The sequence below is a fragment of the Bradyrhizobium sp. HKCCYLRH1034 genome (genome assembly GCF_051168375.1).
Taxonomy (GTDB): Bacteria; Pseudomonadota; Alphaproteobacteria; order Rhizobiales; family Xanthobacteraceae; genus Bradyrhizobium.
In genome coordinates this window covers 513605-529380 of sequence record NZ_JBNPUW010000001.1, presented here as the reverse complement: position 1 = coordinate 529380, position 15776 = coordinate 513605, and the positions used below count along the sequence as shown (strand labels likewise).

The window sequence follows — 15776 nt, the reverse complement described above, 5'->3', positions numbered from 1 at the left end:
ACGCGAAAAATTGAGAATTATGGCCGGTGCGACAGGATTAAAATCGGCGAATCCAACAAGGCCCCGGGGAGCAGCGCGCCATGGCCACGCCATCCGCATCGTCAGACCGTCTCGACATCCTGAACGCGCTGACCCGCAAGGCGCTGTGGCTGTCGTCCTGGACCATCCACCACGCCAACCACATCCGGCCGAACACCGACGGCCTGAAGGTCGGCGGCCACCAGGCCTCCTCCGCCTCGCTCGCCACCATCATGTCGGCGCTGTACTTCTCGGTGCTGCGTCCGGAGGACCGGGTTGCGGTGAAGCCGCATGCGAGCCCGGTGTTCCACGCCATCCAATATCTGTTCGGCCGGCAGACGCGCGAGAAGCTGGAGAATTTCCGTGGCTTCAAGGGCGCGCAATCCTATCCGTCGCGCACCAAGGATGTCGACGATGTCGACTTCTCGACCGGCTCGGTCGGCCTCGGCGTCGCGCAGACTTTGTTCTCCTCGCTGGTGCAGGACTACGTGCACGCGCATGGCTGGATGAAGGACCGCCGCGAGGGCCGCATGATCGCGCTGGTCGGCGATGCCGAGATGGACGAGGGCAATATCTTCGAGGCGCTGGCCGAAGGCTGGAAGCACGGCCTGCGCAACACCTGGTGGATCGTCGACTACAACCGCCAGAGCCTGGACGCCGTCGTGCGCGAGGGCCTGTGGGAGAAGTTCGAAACCATGTTCCGCAATTTCGGTTGGGACGTGGTGATCGTGAAATACGGCCGGCTGATGCGCGAGGCGTTTGCCGAACCCGGCGGCGAGGCGCTGCGGCGCTGGATCGATAACTGCCCGAACGCGCTCTATGCGGCGCTGTGCTTCCAGGGTGGGGCTGCCTTCCGCAAGCACATCCAGGACGAGATCGGCGATCAGGGCGACGTGACCCGGCTGCTCGACAAGCGCACCGACGACGAGTTGCTGGCGCTGATGAGCAATCTCGGCGGCCACGACATGGCCAGCATGCTTGATGCCTTCGAGTCCATCGACCACGACCGCCCGGTGTGCTTCATCGCCTATACCATCAAGGGCGTCGGCCTGCCGTTCCAGGGCCACAAGGACAATCACGCCGGCCTGATGACCGTCGCCCAGATGGAGAAGTGGCGCGCGCAGCAGAACATTCGCCCGGGCCATGAGTGGGACAAGTTCGAGGGACTGACGCAGGATGCTTCGACGCTGGAGTCGTTCCTCGCGTCGGTGCCGTTCAATCGCGATGGCCGCCGGCTCGATGATGCGGTGTTCGACGTGCCGGAGCGGCTGACCTTCACCGCGGCGGCGCAGATGTCGACGCAGCAGGGCTTTGGCCTGATCCTCAACGATTTCGCCCGCAGCGACACCGCGCTGGCCTCGCGCATCGTGACCTCGTCGCCCGACGTCACCGTCTCGACCAATCTTGGCGCCTGGGTCAACCGCCGTGGCCTGTTCGCCCGCGCGGAGAAGGCGGATTTGTTCCGCAGCGAGAAGATCCCGTCGACCTTCAATTGGGCGGCCTCGCCGAAGGGCCAGCATATCGAGCTGGGGATCGCCGAGATGAACCTGTTCATCATGGCCTCGGCGCTCGGCCTGTCGCACGCCATCAACGGCGCGCGGCTGCTGCCGGTGGTCACGCTCTACGATCCCTTCATCGAGCGCGGCCTCGATGCGCTGAACTACGCCTGCTATCAGGATGCGCGTTTCATGGTGGCGGCCACGCCGTCGGGCGTGACCTTGGCGCCGGAGGGCGGCGCGCATCAGTCGATCGCGACGCCGTTGATCGGCATGGCGCAGGACGGGCTGTCGTCGTTCGAGCCGGCCTTCGTCGACGAGCTCGCCGCGATCATGAAATGGGGCTTTGCCCACATGCAAGCCGAGGCAGGCGAGGGCGGCTCGCTCTATCTGCGGCTGTCGACGCGCACCATCGATCAGCCGCAGCGGATCATGACGCCGGAGCTGGAATCCGACATCGCCGCCGGCGCCTATTGGCTGCGCAAGCCGGGACCGAATGCCGAGGTGATCGTCGCCTATACCGGCGCGGTCGCGCCGGAGGCGATCGAGGCCACCGGCCTGATCGGCGAGTCCCGCCGCGACGTCGGCCTGCTCGCGATCACCTCGGCGGACCGGCTGCATGCCGGATGGACGGCGGCGCGCAGCCTGCGGCGGCATCGGCGCGGTGTGCAACATCTCAGCCACATCGAACAACTGCTGGCGCCGCTGCCGCGCGATTGCGGCATCGTCACCGTGATCGACGGCCATCCGGCGACGCTCGGCTGGCTCGGCTCGGTGCGCGGCCATCGCGTCGAGGCGCTGGGGGTTGAGAAATTCGGCCAGACCGGGACGATCGACGACCTCTATCGCCACAATGGGATGGACGCCAACGCGATCATCGATGCGGCCGAGAGCCTCACTGGCGCGCCGGTCCGGCATCGCAAGATGGCAGTGTGAGGGCGGGCCAAGAACGGGGACGCCGTCTCCCTCACCTGGATGAAGGAGACGGCGTCGCAACTTGGATCAAATGTCTACGTACTGAAAGGCTGCGCAATAAGAACTGGCGAAAATATCGGTTCTGAAATCTTATCCGGCGTCCTTTCGAGATGCCGGGATGTCTATGAAGAGGAGATTAGCCAGAGCGATCGAACGGCGATGTGAAGCAGTTCACATCTTGGAAATGAATCTTCGACGGCGGGAATTCTGCCATCCGGAATGATGGCGATCTGGAGGGGGCGAAGGGGACACGCGGTTGCTGCGATGCAAAATGGAGCGGCGACGAAACGCAGGCCGGTCGGCTTGCGCCGGTCGCGGCCTTGCTCCTATATCCGCGGGACGCAACCCCGGTCCCCGCATGTGGCGGGTTCATCCCGCGGATCGCGCGTGCCAGGATGCCGGCCGCGTGCTGCCGCCCCCTCCAGATGCTTCCACGTGAAGAGGTTTTCCGATGGTCAATCGCCTGCAATTCTACATCGACGGCGCCTGGGTCGATCCGGTCGTCAAGAAGTCCACCCAGGTCATCAATCCGGCGACCGAGGAGGCGATGTACGAGGTTGCGCTGGGCTCCAAGGCCGATGTCGACAAGGCCGTCGCCGCCGCCAAGCGCGCCTTCGAGACCTTCTCACAGACCTCGCGCGAGGAGCGCGTCGCGCTGCTCGAGAAGATCATCACGATCTACAAGGGCCGCATGAAGGAGATCGGCGCCGCCGTCTCCGACGAGATGGGCGCGCCGCTGCCGATGGCGGAGAAGCTGCAGGCCGGCGCCGGCCTCGGCCATCTGATGTCAACGCTCGACGTGCTGAAGAAGTATGAGTTCGAGGAGACGCTGCCTGCGTCCGTGGTGGTGCGCGAGCCGGTCGGCGTGGTCGGCATGATCACGCCCTGGAACTGGCCGCTGAACCAGATCGCCTGCAAGGTCGCGCCGGCGCTGGCCGCGGGCTGCACCATGATCCTGAAGCCGTCGGAATTCACTCCGACCTCGGCGCTGATCTTCGCCGAGATCCTGCATGAAGCCGGCGTGCCGAAGGGCGTGTTCAACCTGATCAACGGCCTCGGGCCGGAGGTCGGCGCTGCGATGAGCGAGCATCCGGACATCGACATGATCTCGTTCACCGGATCGACCCGCGCCGGCATCGACGTCGCCAAGCGCGCGGCGCCGACCGTGAAGCGCGTCAGCCAGGAACTCGGCGGCAAGTCGCCGAACGTGATCCTGGAGGGCTCCGACCTGGTGAAGGCAGTGACCGGCGGCGTCATGCATATGTTCAACAACTCCGGCCAGTCCTGCAACGCGCCGTCGCGCATGATCGTGCCGGCCGCGCGCATGAAGGAAGTCGCTGCCATCGCGAAGGGCGTCGCCGACAAGACCAAGGCGGGTGACCCGCGCGGCGAGGGCACCACGATCGGCCCGGTCGTCAATCGCGGCCAGTGGGACAAGATCCAGGCCCTCATCAATAAGGGTATCGAGGAGGGCGCGACCCTCGTCGCCGGCGGCCCGGGCCTGCCGGAGGGCGTCAACAAGGGCTTCTATGTGCGGCCGACCATCTTCGCCGACGTCAAGCCTGAGATGACGATCTCGCGCGAGGAAATCTTTGGACCAGTGCTCGTGATCATCGGCGCCAAGGACGAGAACGAGGCGGTGCGTATCGCCAACGACACGCCCTATGGTCTTGCCGGCTATGTCACGGCGCCGACGATCGAGAAGGCCCGCGAGGTCGGCCGCAAGATCCGCGCCGGCAACGTCAACCTGCAGGGTGTCCCGAACGACCGCACCGCGCCGTTCGGTGGCTACAAGCAGTCCGGCAACGGCCGCGAATGGGGCCGGTTCGGTCTCGAGGAGTATCTCGAGGTCAAGGCCATCGCGGGCTACAACGCGGCTTGATTGGTCTCCGTCATTGCGAGCGCAGCGAAGCAATCCAGGGGCCGGGAAGGAAGTCTGGATTGCTTCGTCGCTTCGCTCCTCGCAATGACGGCCAATTATCCCCCCAGCGCGCCCTGCGTGTTGACGTAGAGCGCGTAGATCGACTGGCTGGCGGCCATGAACAGGCGGTTGCGCTTGAGGCCGCCAAAGCAGAGGTTGGCGCAGCGCTCGGGCAAGGCGATGCGGCCGATCGGGGCGCCGTCGGGTGCGAACACCATGACGCCATCGAGCTCGGGCGAGCCCATCCCCCAGCCGCACCAGAGATTGCCGTCGACGTCACAGCGCATGCCGTCCGGCGTGCCCGGACCGGCATCGATGTGGACGCGCTTGTCGGCGAGCTTGCTGCCATCGGCGGAGACGTCATAGGCGAGGATCTTGCGGTTCGGCACGCCGCGGGATTCGACGATGTAGAGGATGGATTCATCGGGCGAGAAGCACAGCCCGTTCGGTCCCAGCACGCCCTCGGCGACGATGGTCGCCCGGCCCGTGGCCGCGTCGATCCGGTACACGTTGGCGTCGATCTCGGACTCGGCCTTGTAGCCCTCGTAATTGCCGAGCAGGCCGAAGGTCGGATCTGTGAACCAGATCGAGTCGTCCGATTTGACGACGACGTCGTTTGGCGAGTTCAGCCGCTTGCCGTCGAAGGAGTCGATCAGCACGGTGATGGAGCCGTCATACTCGGTCCGCGTGACGCGGCGGCCACCGTGCTCGCAGGTGACGAGACGGCCCTGGCGATCCCGGGTGTTGCCATTGGCGAAATTGGAGGGCTTGCGAAACACCGAGACCGCGCCGCTTTCCTCCTCCCATTTGAGGATGCGCTGGTTGGGGATATCGCTGCACAACAGATAGCGCCCGTCGCCGAACCACACTGGCCCCTCCGCCCAGCGCAGGCCGGTCGCCAGCCGCTCCACGGCCGAGAGCTTGAGCCAGTATTTCTCGAAGCGCGGATCCAGCGCCTGGATCGCCGGATCGGGATAGAAGGTGGCAGGGCGCCAGCCCTGCGCGTGAGCGTTTCCGTCGGACATTTGGCCGGTCCTGTTATTGCGCGGTTGCGATCTCTGCTATCATTGGCTCGCCACAACCGCAAACCTGCGGACCCAACACGAGGGATGAAATGCCACGTATCTTGATGACCGGTGCGAGCGGTGGAATCGGCACTTCCTTGCGGAAGCTGCTGCCGCCGATCTATCCGGACCTTCTGCTCAGCGACCTGAAACCGCCTGCCGATCTTTCCAGCCAGGAGACCTTCAAGGCGGCCAATCTTGCCGACCTCGCTCAGGTCGAGGCGCTGTGCGAAGGCGTCGACGGCATCATCCATTTCGGCGGCTATTCGGTCGAGGGACCGTGGAACGACATCCTGCAGGCCAACATCATCGGCGGCTACAACCTGTTCGAGGCGGCCCGCCGCAAGGGCGTCAAGCGCGTGGTGTTCGCGTCGTCGAACCATGCGGTCGGCTTCTACCCGCGGCACCGCAAGATCGACAATGAGGTGCAGCCGCGCCCCGACGGCCGCTACGGCGTCAGCAAGGTGTTCGGTGAGGCGGTCGGCTCGCTCTATGCCGACAAGCATGGGCTGAAGGTGACCTGCATCCGCATCGGCAATTTCGGCGACAAGCCGCTCGACAAGCGCCGGCTGTCGATCTGGCTCAAGCCGGAAGATCTGGTGCAACTTTGCCGCATCGGCCTTGAGCATCCCGACATCCATTTTGAAGTGCTCTATGGCGCATCGCTGAACGAGCGCGCCTGGTGGGACAACCAGCGTGCCTATGACCTCGGCTATCGCCCGACCGGCCGCGCGGAGGATTTCCGTGAGCACGCCTTGGCCGAGCAGGCCAAGCTGCCCGCCGATCCGATCGGCGACTATTTCCAGGGCGGCGCGTTCTGCACCACTGAGTTCGACGGCGACACCAGCCGGATCATCGACTGGGGTTGATCCGACCTCGTCATTCCGGGGCGCGTCCGCAGGACGCGAACCCGGAATCTCGATGTGAGAGCGCAAGACAATGTCTGGATTCCGGGTTCGCGCTTCGCGCGCCCCGGAATGACGTTGAGAATGAAAGAAGAGAAGACCATGACCGATGGATTGCGCAAGGGACTGACCGCTTACGGCGATGCCGGCTTCTCGCTGTTCCTGCGCAAGGCCTTCATCAAGGCGGCCGGCTATTCGGACGACGCGCTCGATCGCCCGATCGTCGGCATCACCAACACCTACAGCGACTACAATCCGTGCCACGGCAACGTGCCGCAGATCCTGGAGGCGGTGAAGCGCGGCGTCATGCTGTCGGGCGCGATGCCGTTCGTGTTTCCGACCATCTCGATCGCCGAGAGTTTTGCGCATCCGACCTCGATGTATCTGCGCAATCTGATGGCGATGGAAACCGAGGAGATGATCCGCGCGCAGCCGATGGATGCGGTGGTGGTTATCGGCGGCTGCGACAAGACCCTGCCCGCGCAGATCATGGCTGCGGTGTCGGCCGATCTGCCGACGGTGGTCATTCCGGTCGGGCCGATGGTGGTCGGGCATCACAAGGGCGAGGTGCTCGGCGCCTGCACCGACTGCCGACGTCTCTGGGCGAAGTATCGCGCCGGTGAGATGGACGGCAGCGAGATCGACGCAGTCAACGGCCGGCTCGCTCCTTCGGTCGGCACCTGCATGGTGATGGGCACGGCCTCGACAATGGCCTGCATCACCGAGGCGCTCGGACTGTCCTTGCCGATGAGCGCGACCATCCCGGCGCCGCATGCCGAGCGCTTCCGCTCGGCCGAGGCCAGCGGCCGGGTCGCGGCCGAGATGGCCAAGGTGAAGGGACCGAAGCCGAGCGAACTGCTGACCCCTGCGGCGTTCCGGAATGCGCAGGTGGTGCTGCAGGCGATCGGCGGCTCGACCAACGGGCTCGTGCATCTCACCGCCATCGCCGGCCGGACGCCGCATAAAATCGACCTCGATGCATTCGACAGCATCGGTCGCGAGGTGCCGGTGCTGGTCGATCTCAAGCCGTCCGGCGATCACTACATGGAGCATTTCCATCACGCCGGTGGCGTGCCAAAGCTGATGAAGCAGCTCGGCGATCTCATCGATCTCGATTGCCGCTCGATCACCGGCCAATCGCTGCGCGACATCGTGGCCGCCGCCGAGGACGTGCCGGGGCAGGACGTGATCCGCGCGCGCGACGACGCGATCAAGCCGGAAGGCGGCCTTGCCGTGCTGCGCGGCAATCTGGCGCCGCGCGGCGCGGTCATCAAGCATTCGGCGGCAAGCCCCAAGCTGCTGCAGCACACCGGGCGCGCCGTCGTGTTCGAGTCGATCGAGGACATGACCTTGCGGGTCGATGCTCCCGATCTCGACGTCTCGGCCGACGACGTCCTGGTGCTGCGCAACGCCGGGCCGAAAGGCGCACCCGGCATGCCGGAGGCGGGGTACCTGCCGATCCCGAAGAAGCTCGCGCGCGGCGGCACGAAGGACATGGTGCGCATCTCCGATGCGCGCATGAGCGGCACCGCCTTCGGCACCATCGTGCTGCATATCACCCCGGAGTCCGCGGTTGGAGGCCCGCTGGCGCTGGTGCGGAGCGGCGACATGATCCGGCTCGATGTTCCCAAGCGCAGCATCGACCTGCTGGTCGACGACGCCGAGTTGGACCGGCGTCGCGCTGCGCTGAAGCAAGCCGCAACGCCCGAATGGGCGGAGCGCGGCTATGCGCATCTCTTCCATGAAACGATCCTGCAGGCCGACGACGGCTGCGATTTCGATTTCATGCGCCGGAAAGGGAAGGGGTGAGCGCAGTCCTACTTTCCCTTGCTGGTGAACCGCTTCACGGTGGCGCGGAATTCATCCGTGTGCATGCAGTTGATGATGGCATCGCGCTCGGCGGCGAGCTGGTCTTCGACCGAGCTGGTTGGCGCGCGATGGATCAGCGCCTTGGTCGCCGCGATCCCCGCCGGCACATTCTGCGCCAACCGCTGCGCCAGCGCGTCGGTGGCTGCCGCGAGCTCGGGGGCGGGGACGACTTTCGCGACCAAGCCCCATTCACGGGCCTGCGCGGCCGTGAAGCTGTCCTCCGCCAGGAAGATCTGCAGCGCCCGCCTGATGCCCACAGTGGCGACCACGCCAACTGTACCGCCGCCGTCGGGCGACACGCCGAGCTTGGCATAGGCCGGCGTGAAGCGCGCGTCCTCGGCGGCAATGCAGAGGTCGGCGGCGAAGGCGAGCGACATCCCCGCGCCGGCGGCGGAGCCGTGCACGCTCGCCAGCACGATCTTGGGCATGCGCCGCAGGCTCGCGATGAAGGCATGGTAGTGATGCAGCAGTTCGCTGACGACAGGCGTGATGGCGTCGGCCTCGGCGGCAGCGCCGATCGTCTGCAGGTCGCCGCCGGCGCAGAAGGCGCGGCCTTCGCCTTTCAGGATCAGCACGCGGATGGTCTCGTCGGCCTCTACTTGGGCCGCAAGCAGCTCCAAGCGCTTCGCAATCGCAAGGTTGATGGCGTTGAACGCTGCCGGGCGGTCGAGCGTGATGGTCGCGATCGGACCTTCGATAGTCAGGCGGGCAGGTTCCGCTACGGCGTCCGACATTCATACCTCCCGGGCGTGGTTCTTGTTGCCGCATTTAAACCGTACGGCGGGACCGGTGACAATGCCGGGCAAGTCTGCCAAAACCCGGTTCCGTCGGCATGGACAGTGGCAGAATGGGGCAGGGTGCAGTGACGAAGGGACCGGTGGTGATCGTGGGTGCGGGGCATGCGGGATTCCAGCTCGCGACCTCGCTGCGTCAGGCAGGCTTTGCCGATCCGATTCATCTGATCAACGACGAGTCGCATCTGCCGTATCAGCGCCCGCCGCTGTCGAAGGCGTATCTGAAGGGCACCGGCGGTCCCGAGACCCTGATGTTCCGACCGCAGAAGTTCTACGCGGACCAGACCATCGATCTCGTCTACGATCGTGCCGTCGCTGTTCAGCGCGATCAGCGCCGGGTGCTGCTCGCCTCCGGTAAGACGCTCGACTATGGGCACCTCGTGTTCGCGACCGGTGCGCGCAACCGGCTGCTCGACATTCCCAACGCCAATCTCCCGGCGGTGCGCTATCTGCGCATTCTCGACGACAGCGAAGCGCTGCGAGGCTTGCTCGCCGATGCCAAGCGGGCCGTCGTCATTGGCGCCGGCTTCATCGGTCTTGAATTCGCAGCGACCGCGCGGATCAAGGGCCTCGAGGTCGACGTGCTCGAGCTCGGCGCCCGGGTGATGGCGCGGGCAGTGACCGCCGAGATCTCGGACTACTTCCAGAAGCAGCATGCGGAAGCCGGCGTGCGCATCCATCTCGGCGTGCAGGCCACCAGCATCGAGGCCGACGGCAACAAGGTCACCGGCGTCAGCCTCAGCGATGGTCGGCATATCCCCGCTGACCTCGTCGTGGTCGGCGTCGGCGTGCTGCCGAATGTCGAGCTCGCCGCCGAGGCTGGATTGCAGGTCGCCTCCGGCATCGTCGTCGACGAATATCTGCTCACCGGCGATCCGCACATCTCGGCCATCGGCGACTGCGCCCTGTTCGTCAGCCAGCGCTTCGGCGGGACGCTGCGGCTGGAGTCGGTGCAGAACGCCACCGATCACGCCCGCTGCGTCGCGGCGCGGCTGACGGGCGACGTCAAGCCCTATGACGGACAGCCGTGGTTCTGGAGCGACCAGGGCAATGACAAGCTCCAGATCGCGGGGCTCACCACCGGCTATGACCAGGTCGTTCTGCGCGGTGACCCGGCGCAAAAGGCGTTCTCCGCGTTCTGTTACAAGGAGGGCCGACTGGTCGGCATCGAGTCGGTCAACCGCGCCGGCGACCATATGTTCGGCCGCAAGTTGCTGGCTGCGGGCGGCACCTTGGATGCAGCCAAGGCCGCTGATCCCAGCTTCGACCTGAAGAGCGCTCTGGCCTAGAGCCACGCGCGAACCTCCTCCTCGGTCGGCATCGACGGGCCGGCGCCCATGCGCTGCACCGAGATCGATGCGGCGACGTTGGCATAGCCGATCGCATCCGCGATATCAGCGCCCTGCGACAGCCGTGCGGCGAGCGCACCGACGAAGCAGTCGCCGGCGCCGGTGGTGTCGACAGCCTTCACCGCGCGGCCTTCGACCAGCCTGGCTTCGGTACCAGAAACCGCGACCGCGCCACGCGCGCCGAGCGTGACGCAGACCGTCTGGTCGTCGCGAGGCTTGAGCGCGCGAACCGCCTCATTCACCTGCTGCGGCGTCGGCGCGTCGCCGAGCTCGATGCCGGCCAGGAAACCGAGCTCGGTTTCGTTGAGCACGAGGACATCAACCAGCGCAAACAGCGTGCTGTCGAACGCGCTCGCGGGGGCGGGGTTGAGGATCGTGGTGGCGCCGGCCGCTTTGGCACGCTGGAAGAACGCGGCAATCGTCGCTTGCGGGATCTCGAACTGGCTGACGGCCACGTCTCCCGAGGCGAGAGACACCCGCGCCACATCGTCGGCGCTGACCTCGGCGTTGGCGCCTGATATCACCACGATCGTGTTGTCGGCCTTGGCCAGCGTGATGATCGCGGTGCCGGTCGACGCGCTGGCGCTGTCCTTCACGGCCGTGAGATCGATGCCCTGAGCCGTGAGAAATGCGCGCAACTGCTCCCCGAAGGCGTCGCGGCCGAGCCGGCCGATCAGCGCCGTCGGCACGCCGAGCTTGGCCGCGGCGACGGCCTGGTTCGCGCCCTTGCCGCCCGGAAAGTACATCACCGACCGGCCGGCGACGGTCTCGCCGATGCGCGGATGGCGCTCGGCCGCAGCCACCACATCCATGTTGATGCTGCCGGCGACGACGACCCGCCCCATCCGCCTGCTCCCCACAACCGCTAGACGCGAGCCTCGAATTCCTGCCGAACCAGCTCGATATCGGCGAGCGTCGGCAGGCCGGCCTCGTTGCCGAGCTTCTGGATCTTGAACGTCGAGGCCGCGCGGGCGAACTCGAAATGCTCCTTCCAGCCCTTCGCAGGATTGGCGAGATACGAATACACATAGGCGCCGTGGAAGACGTCGCCGGCGCCGTTGGTGTCGATCACGCGCTCGCGCGGGATCGGATAGGCGGGCAGCGTATGCACGGCGCCGACCTCGTCATACCAGAGCAGGCCCTTTTCGCCCTGGGTGACGCCGCCGATGCGGCAGCCGCGGCTCTTCAGGTAGTCGAGCATCTTCTCCGGCGTGAGGTCCATCTGCTCGCACAGCCGCTCGGCCACGATCGCGACGTCGATATATTCCAGGAGCTCATGGGTGTTGGTGCGCAGGCCGCCGCCGTCCAGCGAGGTCAGGATGCCGGCCTCGCGGCACAGCTTGGCATAATGCAACGCCGCGTCGGGCTGGTGGCCGTCGACATGCAGCGCCTTGCAATTGCCGAGATTGAGCAGCGGGAACGGGTGGATATGCGCATCGTCGCGGCAGCGCACGATGGCGCGCTTGCCGTCCTTCGGCATGATGAAGGACAGCGAGGAGGCATTGACCTTCCGGGGATGGACGGAGATGCCGTATTTCGCGGTCATGTCCTGGAACATCCGCCCGAGCCAGTCATTCGCGACGGTGGCGATCAGGTCGGGCACGATGCCGAGCTTGGCGCAGCAAAATGCCGCAGTCACCGCATTGCCGCCGAACGAGACGGCATAGTCGGATGCCACGTGCTTCTCGTCCCCCGTCGGCATGTGGTCGGTGATGAACGTCACGTCGATGTAGGTCTGTCCGATGAAGAGGGCCTGCATTGCCATTTCTGTCTCACTAAGGGGTGATCGCGGCCCCGGCGCCGCAGATTAGCAAGCGGTCAAAGCGGATCAACGCTGAAATTCTTCGTCAAATCGTCACCTTGGTGGTTGAGATCGGCCGTCTGCTACCGGTGGCCCCCTGCCGCCGGCGCTCGGGTCGCGCTATGGTTGCCGGCCTGCAGAAGCGCAGATTCGGGAGTGGAATATGACTGTCTATGCGGGTCCGGTCTTCGAGATGGCCACCAATCAGTTCAACGTGATCGCCGACCACCTTGGCATCCCAGCCGACGAGCGGGACCGGCTGCTCTTGCCGAAGCGGGCGATCACCGTCTCGTGTCCGATCCACAAGGATGACGGCACGATCGCGGTCTATGAAGGCTACCGGGTCCAGCATCTGCTGACGATGGGGCCGACCAAGGGCGGCACGCGGTTCGCTCCGACGGTCGACATTGGCGAGGTCGCCGCGCTCGCGATCTGGATGAGCTGGAAATGCGCGCTGGTCGGGTTGCCCTATGGCGGCGCCAAGGGCGGCATCAACGTCGATCTCTCCAAACTGTCGAAGCGCGAGCTCGAATCGCTGTCGCGCCGCTATATGCAGGAGATGATCCCGTTCGTCGGCCCGCATACCGACGTGATGGCGCCCGACATGGGCACCAACGAGCAGGTGATGGCGTGGTTCATGGACACGTATTCCATGTACCAGGGGCAGACGGTGATGGAGATCGTGACCGGCAAGCCGGTGTTCTCCGGCGGCACGTTGGGGCGCCGCGAGGCGACCGGCCGCGGCGTCGCCCATGTGTCGAGGCGGGTGATGGATGAGCTGGGCATCGACCCGACCAAGTCCACCGCGGTCGTGCAGGGCTTTGGCAACGTCGGCTCGTATGCCGCGCTCGGCTTCCACCAGATGGGCATGAAGGTGATTGCGGTCAGCGATCACACCGGCGCCCTCCATGATCCGCGCGGCCTCGACATCCCGGCCTTGATGGCGCACGCCGCCAGGCACGGCAGCATTGCCGGCTTCTCCACCGAGCTCGCCTTCGATCCGCGGGAGATCCTGACCCTGGCCTGCGACATCCTCGTGCCGGCCGCGGTCGAGCGGGTGATCGACGCCAAGGTGGCGGCGAACCTGAAATGCCGCGTCATTGCGGAAGCCGCCAACGGCCCGACCACGCCGGATGCCGATCTGGTGCTCGACCAGCGCCGCAACGAGATCTTCCTCATTCCCGACATTCTCTGCAATTCCGGTGGCGTCATCGTCAGCTATTTCGAATGGGTGCAGGACCTGCAGCAGCTGTTCTGGGAGGAAGAGGAGGTGATGCGCAGGGAGTACCAGATCCTTGACCGTGCCTTCGAGCGCATGCTGACGCGCGGCAAGACCGACGGCATCTCCCACCGGACCGCGGCGATGGCGATCGGCGTGGAGAAGGTGCGCGCCGCCAAGAACTCGCGAGGGCTGTTTCCGTGATCACCGGCCTCGACCACGTCGTCGTCCTGCTGCAGGACATCCAGGCCGGCAGCGCCGCGTTCGAGACGCTGCTGGCGCGCAAGCCGTCCTGGCAGAATTCGGGCGAGGGCGCCGATCGCGTCCTGTTCACGCTCGACAATATGAGCCTGGAGCTGATGGCGCCGGCGGGCCAGGGCGTGGCCGCCGACCGCATCCGCAAAGTGATCAAGATCTGGGGCGAGGGGCTCGCCAGTATCTGCTTCGCCACCGGCGATATCGGCAAGATGCATCGGCGGCTCGAGCGGGTCGCGCTGAAGCCGGATCCGATTGCCGAGGTCGACAGCACCGACCGCATCTCGGGCCAGACGCTGCATTGGAAGCGCACCCGCGCCATGACCGATCTCACGCGTGGCGTGCGCATGTTCTTCCTCGAGCTCGCCGAGCCGCGCCCGCCGTCCATCAAGACCGCCGATACGGCCGTGCTCGGCCTCGACCATATCGTGATCTCGACCGAGGATCCCGAACGCGCCGCCGCGCTCTACGGCGCGCGGCTCGGCCTCGACATGGCGCTCGACCGCAGCCATCAGGAATGGGGCCAGTTGATGTTCTTCCGCTGCGGCGACCTGATCGTCGAAGTGGTGAAGCGGCCGGTCGCCGGCAACGACAAGGCCCATGACAAGCTGTGGGGCCTGAGCTGGCGCGTCGCCGACATCGAGGCGACGCGCGCGCGGCTGCTCGCCGCCGGCCTGCAGGTCTCCGAGCCGCGCGCCGGCCGCAAGCCGGGCACACGGGTGATGAGCCTGTACAGCGGCACCTGCGGCATCCATACGCTGATCCTGGAGAAGACGCCGCGCGCGGCGCGGTGAGGTCGAAGCGGAGCCGACGGCGTCATGGGCCAGCCGCCCGTGATATAGGTCGGAACGGCATTCGGAGTCTTTGCCACGCCGATGATCTCTCCTTCCGAACCGGCTCCCGCCACTGTGTCCCGTCCACGCCGCGTCTTCATGCTTGGCGCGACGGGAACGATCGGCCGTGCCACGGTACGCGCGCTCGTCGCGCGCGGGCACGAGGTGGTCTGCTTGGTGCATCCGCGCCATGACGCCGTGAAGATCGCGGGCGCCACCGTCAGGACGGGGGATGTCACCGATCCCGCCTCCCTCGCACGTGACGGCTTTGGCGGTGAGCGGTTCGACGCCGTGGTGTCCTGCATGGCCTCGCGGACCGGCGTGCCCAGGGATGCCCAGGCGATCGACTACCAAGCCCATGTGAACGTGCTGGATGCCGCGCGGAGTGCCGGTGTGAGTCACTTCGTCCTGCTGTCCGCCATCTGCGTGCAGAAGCCGCTGCTGGCGTTTCAGAGGGCCAAGCTGGCGTTCGAAGCGCATCTGATGGAGCAGGGGCTGACCTACTCGATCGTCCGCCCGACCGCGTTCTTCAAGTCGCTGTCGGGACAGGTCGCGCGGGTGAAGCAGGGCCGGCCCTATCTGGTGTTCGGCCACGGCCGGTTGACGGCGTGCAAGCCGATCAGCGACGGGGACCTCGGCGACTATTTGGCCGGATGTCTCGATGACGAGCGCCGCTGGAACCGGGTGCTGCCGATCGGCGGCCCAGGCCCCGCCATCACGCCGATCGAACAGGGCGAGCATCTGTTCGCGCTGCTCGGACACAAGCCGCACTTCCGGCACGTCCCGGTGGCGCTGCTCGATGTCATCATCGGCGGGCTCGATGTCGCCAAGCGGATCGTGCCGTCGCTGGCCGACAAGGCGGAGCTCGCCCGCATCGGCCGCTACTACGCGACCGAATCCATGCTGGTGCTCGATCCCGCCACCGGCCGCTACGACGCCGACGCCACGCCGTCGACGGGATCGGAGACGCTGTTCGACTACTACGCCAGGCTGATCCGCGGCGAGGCGACCGCCGAGCGCGGCGATCACGCTGTGTTTTAACCTCGATCTCTCCGCGTCATTGCGAGGAGCGCAAGCGACGAAGCAATCCAGAGTCGCGGGCGCGGCCCTGGATTGCTTCCGCCGTCGCCCTTCGGGCTTTGGCGGACAGGTCGCTTCGCTCGCAATGACGGAGAGATGAGACATGCGGTCTTCTTCTCGCGGCGCGTTTCGCGTCCGAGCTTTACCGTTCGTCCTGCCCTCTTCGAGAAGAGGGCACGGGGAATGCCGGGCGCTGG

At 66.1% G+C, this 15776-nt stretch carries 12 protein-coding genes; 8 read left to right on the top strand and 4 right to left on the bottom strand.

Annotation, left to right across the window (positions count from 1 at the left end):
* The first annotated feature begins 80 nt into the window (after window positions 1–80).
* Together ACQR0W_RS02370 and ACQR0W_RS02365 are read left to right on the top strand one after the other, a co-directional pair.
* Window positions 81–2450, top strand: a complete 2370-nt coding sequence (locus ACQR0W_RS02370; RefSeq protein WP_316170604.1) for a transketolase — start codon at window positions 81–83, stop codon at window positions 2448–2450.
* Between the two features lie 490 nt (window positions 2451–2940).
* On the top strand, window positions 2941–4371 hold the full coding sequence (locus ACQR0W_RS02365) for an aldehyde dehydrogenase family protein (RefSeq protein ID WP_315754729.1): 1431 nt from the start codon (window positions 2941–2943) through the stop codon (window positions 4369–4371).
* 95 nt (window positions 4372–4466) lie between these two features.
* Here ACQR0W_RS02365 and ACQR0W_RS02360 read toward each other — a convergent pair whose 3' ends face one another.
* Entirely contained in the window at window positions 4467–5435 is a 969-nt protein-coding gene (locus tag ACQR0W_RS02360) for an SMP-30/gluconolactonase/LRE family protein (protein ID WP_316186861.1), read from the bottom strand.
* An 89-nt stretch (window positions 5436–5524) separates the two neighbouring features.
* Between ACQR0W_RS02360 and ACQR0W_RS02355 the strand changes: the two genes are divergently transcribed.
* Window positions 5525–6343 (top strand): NAD-dependent epimerase/dehydratase family protein, encoded by an 819-nt coding sequence (locus ACQR0W_RS02355; RefSeq protein WP_315826402.1) that lies wholly within the window; start codon window positions 5525–5527, stop codon window positions 6341–6343.
* 138 nt (window positions 6344–6481) lie between these two features.
* Window positions 6482–8188 (top strand): IlvD/Edd family dehydratase, encoded by a 1707-nt coding sequence (locus ACQR0W_RS02350; protein ID WP_315826401.1) that lies wholly within the window; start codon window positions 6482–6484, stop codon window positions 8186–8188.
* An 8-nt stretch (window positions 8189–8196) separates the two neighbouring features.
* Here the strand turns inward: ACQR0W_RS02350 and ACQR0W_RS02345 are convergent, their stop codons facing one another.
* Entirely contained in the window at window positions 8197–8982 is a 786-nt protein-coding gene (locus ACQR0W_RS02345) for an enoyl-CoA hydratase/isomerase family protein (protein WP_434840562.1), read from the bottom strand.
* A 113-nt stretch (window positions 8983–9095) separates the two neighbouring features.
* Here ACQR0W_RS02345 and ACQR0W_RS02340 point away from each other — a divergent pair, with 113 nt between their 5' ends.
* The gene (locus ACQR0W_RS02340) at window positions 9096–10331 is read left to right on the top strand and encodes an NAD(P)/FAD-dependent oxidoreductase (RefSeq protein ID WP_316186859.1); all 1236 of its coding nucleotides are present in this window, start codon (window positions 9096–9098) and stop codon (window positions 10329–10331) included.
* On the opposite strand, the gene rbsK is transcribed toward ACQR0W_RS02340, so the two are convergent.
* Window positions 10328–11236 (bottom strand): ribokinase, encoded by a 909-nt coding sequence (gene rbsK, locus ACQR0W_RS02335; RefSeq protein WP_316170600.1) that lies wholly within the window; start codon window positions 11234–11236, stop codon window positions 10328–10330. The two genes, ACQR0W_RS02340 and rbsK, sit on opposite strands and share 4 nt — an antisense overlap.
* A 20-nt stretch (window positions 11237–11256) precedes the next feature.
* Window positions 11257–12150 (bottom strand): sugar kinase, encoded by an 894-nt coding sequence (locus tag ACQR0W_RS02330; RefSeq protein WP_315715822.1) that lies wholly within the window; start codon window positions 12148–12150, stop codon window positions 11257–11259.
* A gap of 205 nt (window positions 12151–12355) precedes the next feature.
* Here ACQR0W_RS02330 and ACQR0W_RS02325 point away from each other — a divergent pair, with 205 nt between their 5' ends.
* From ACQR0W_RS02325 to ACQR0W_RS02315, 3 genes are all read left to right on the top strand, one after another.
* Window positions 12356–13615 carry a Glu/Leu/Phe/Val family dehydrogenase gene (locus tag ACQR0W_RS02325; RefSeq protein ID WP_315754716.1) on the top strand — a complete coding sequence of 420 codons (1260 nt, stop codon included), beginning with the start codon at window positions 12356–12358 and terminating at the stop codon, window positions 13613–13615.
* Entirely contained in the window at window positions 13612–14460 is an 849-nt protein-coding gene (locus tag ACQR0W_RS02320) for a VOC family protein (protein ID WP_434840563.1), read from the top strand. Before ACQR0W_RS02325 ends, ACQR0W_RS02320 begins: the two co-directional genes overlap by 4 nt.
* 138 nt (window positions 14461–14598) lie before the next feature.
* Complete coding sequence (locus ACQR0W_RS02315; protein WP_316170689.1) at window positions 14599–15540, top strand: NAD(P)H-binding protein; 942 nt, start codon at window positions 14599–14601, stop codon at window positions 15538–15540.
* The last annotated feature ends 236 nt before the right edge of the window (window positions 15541–15776 follow it).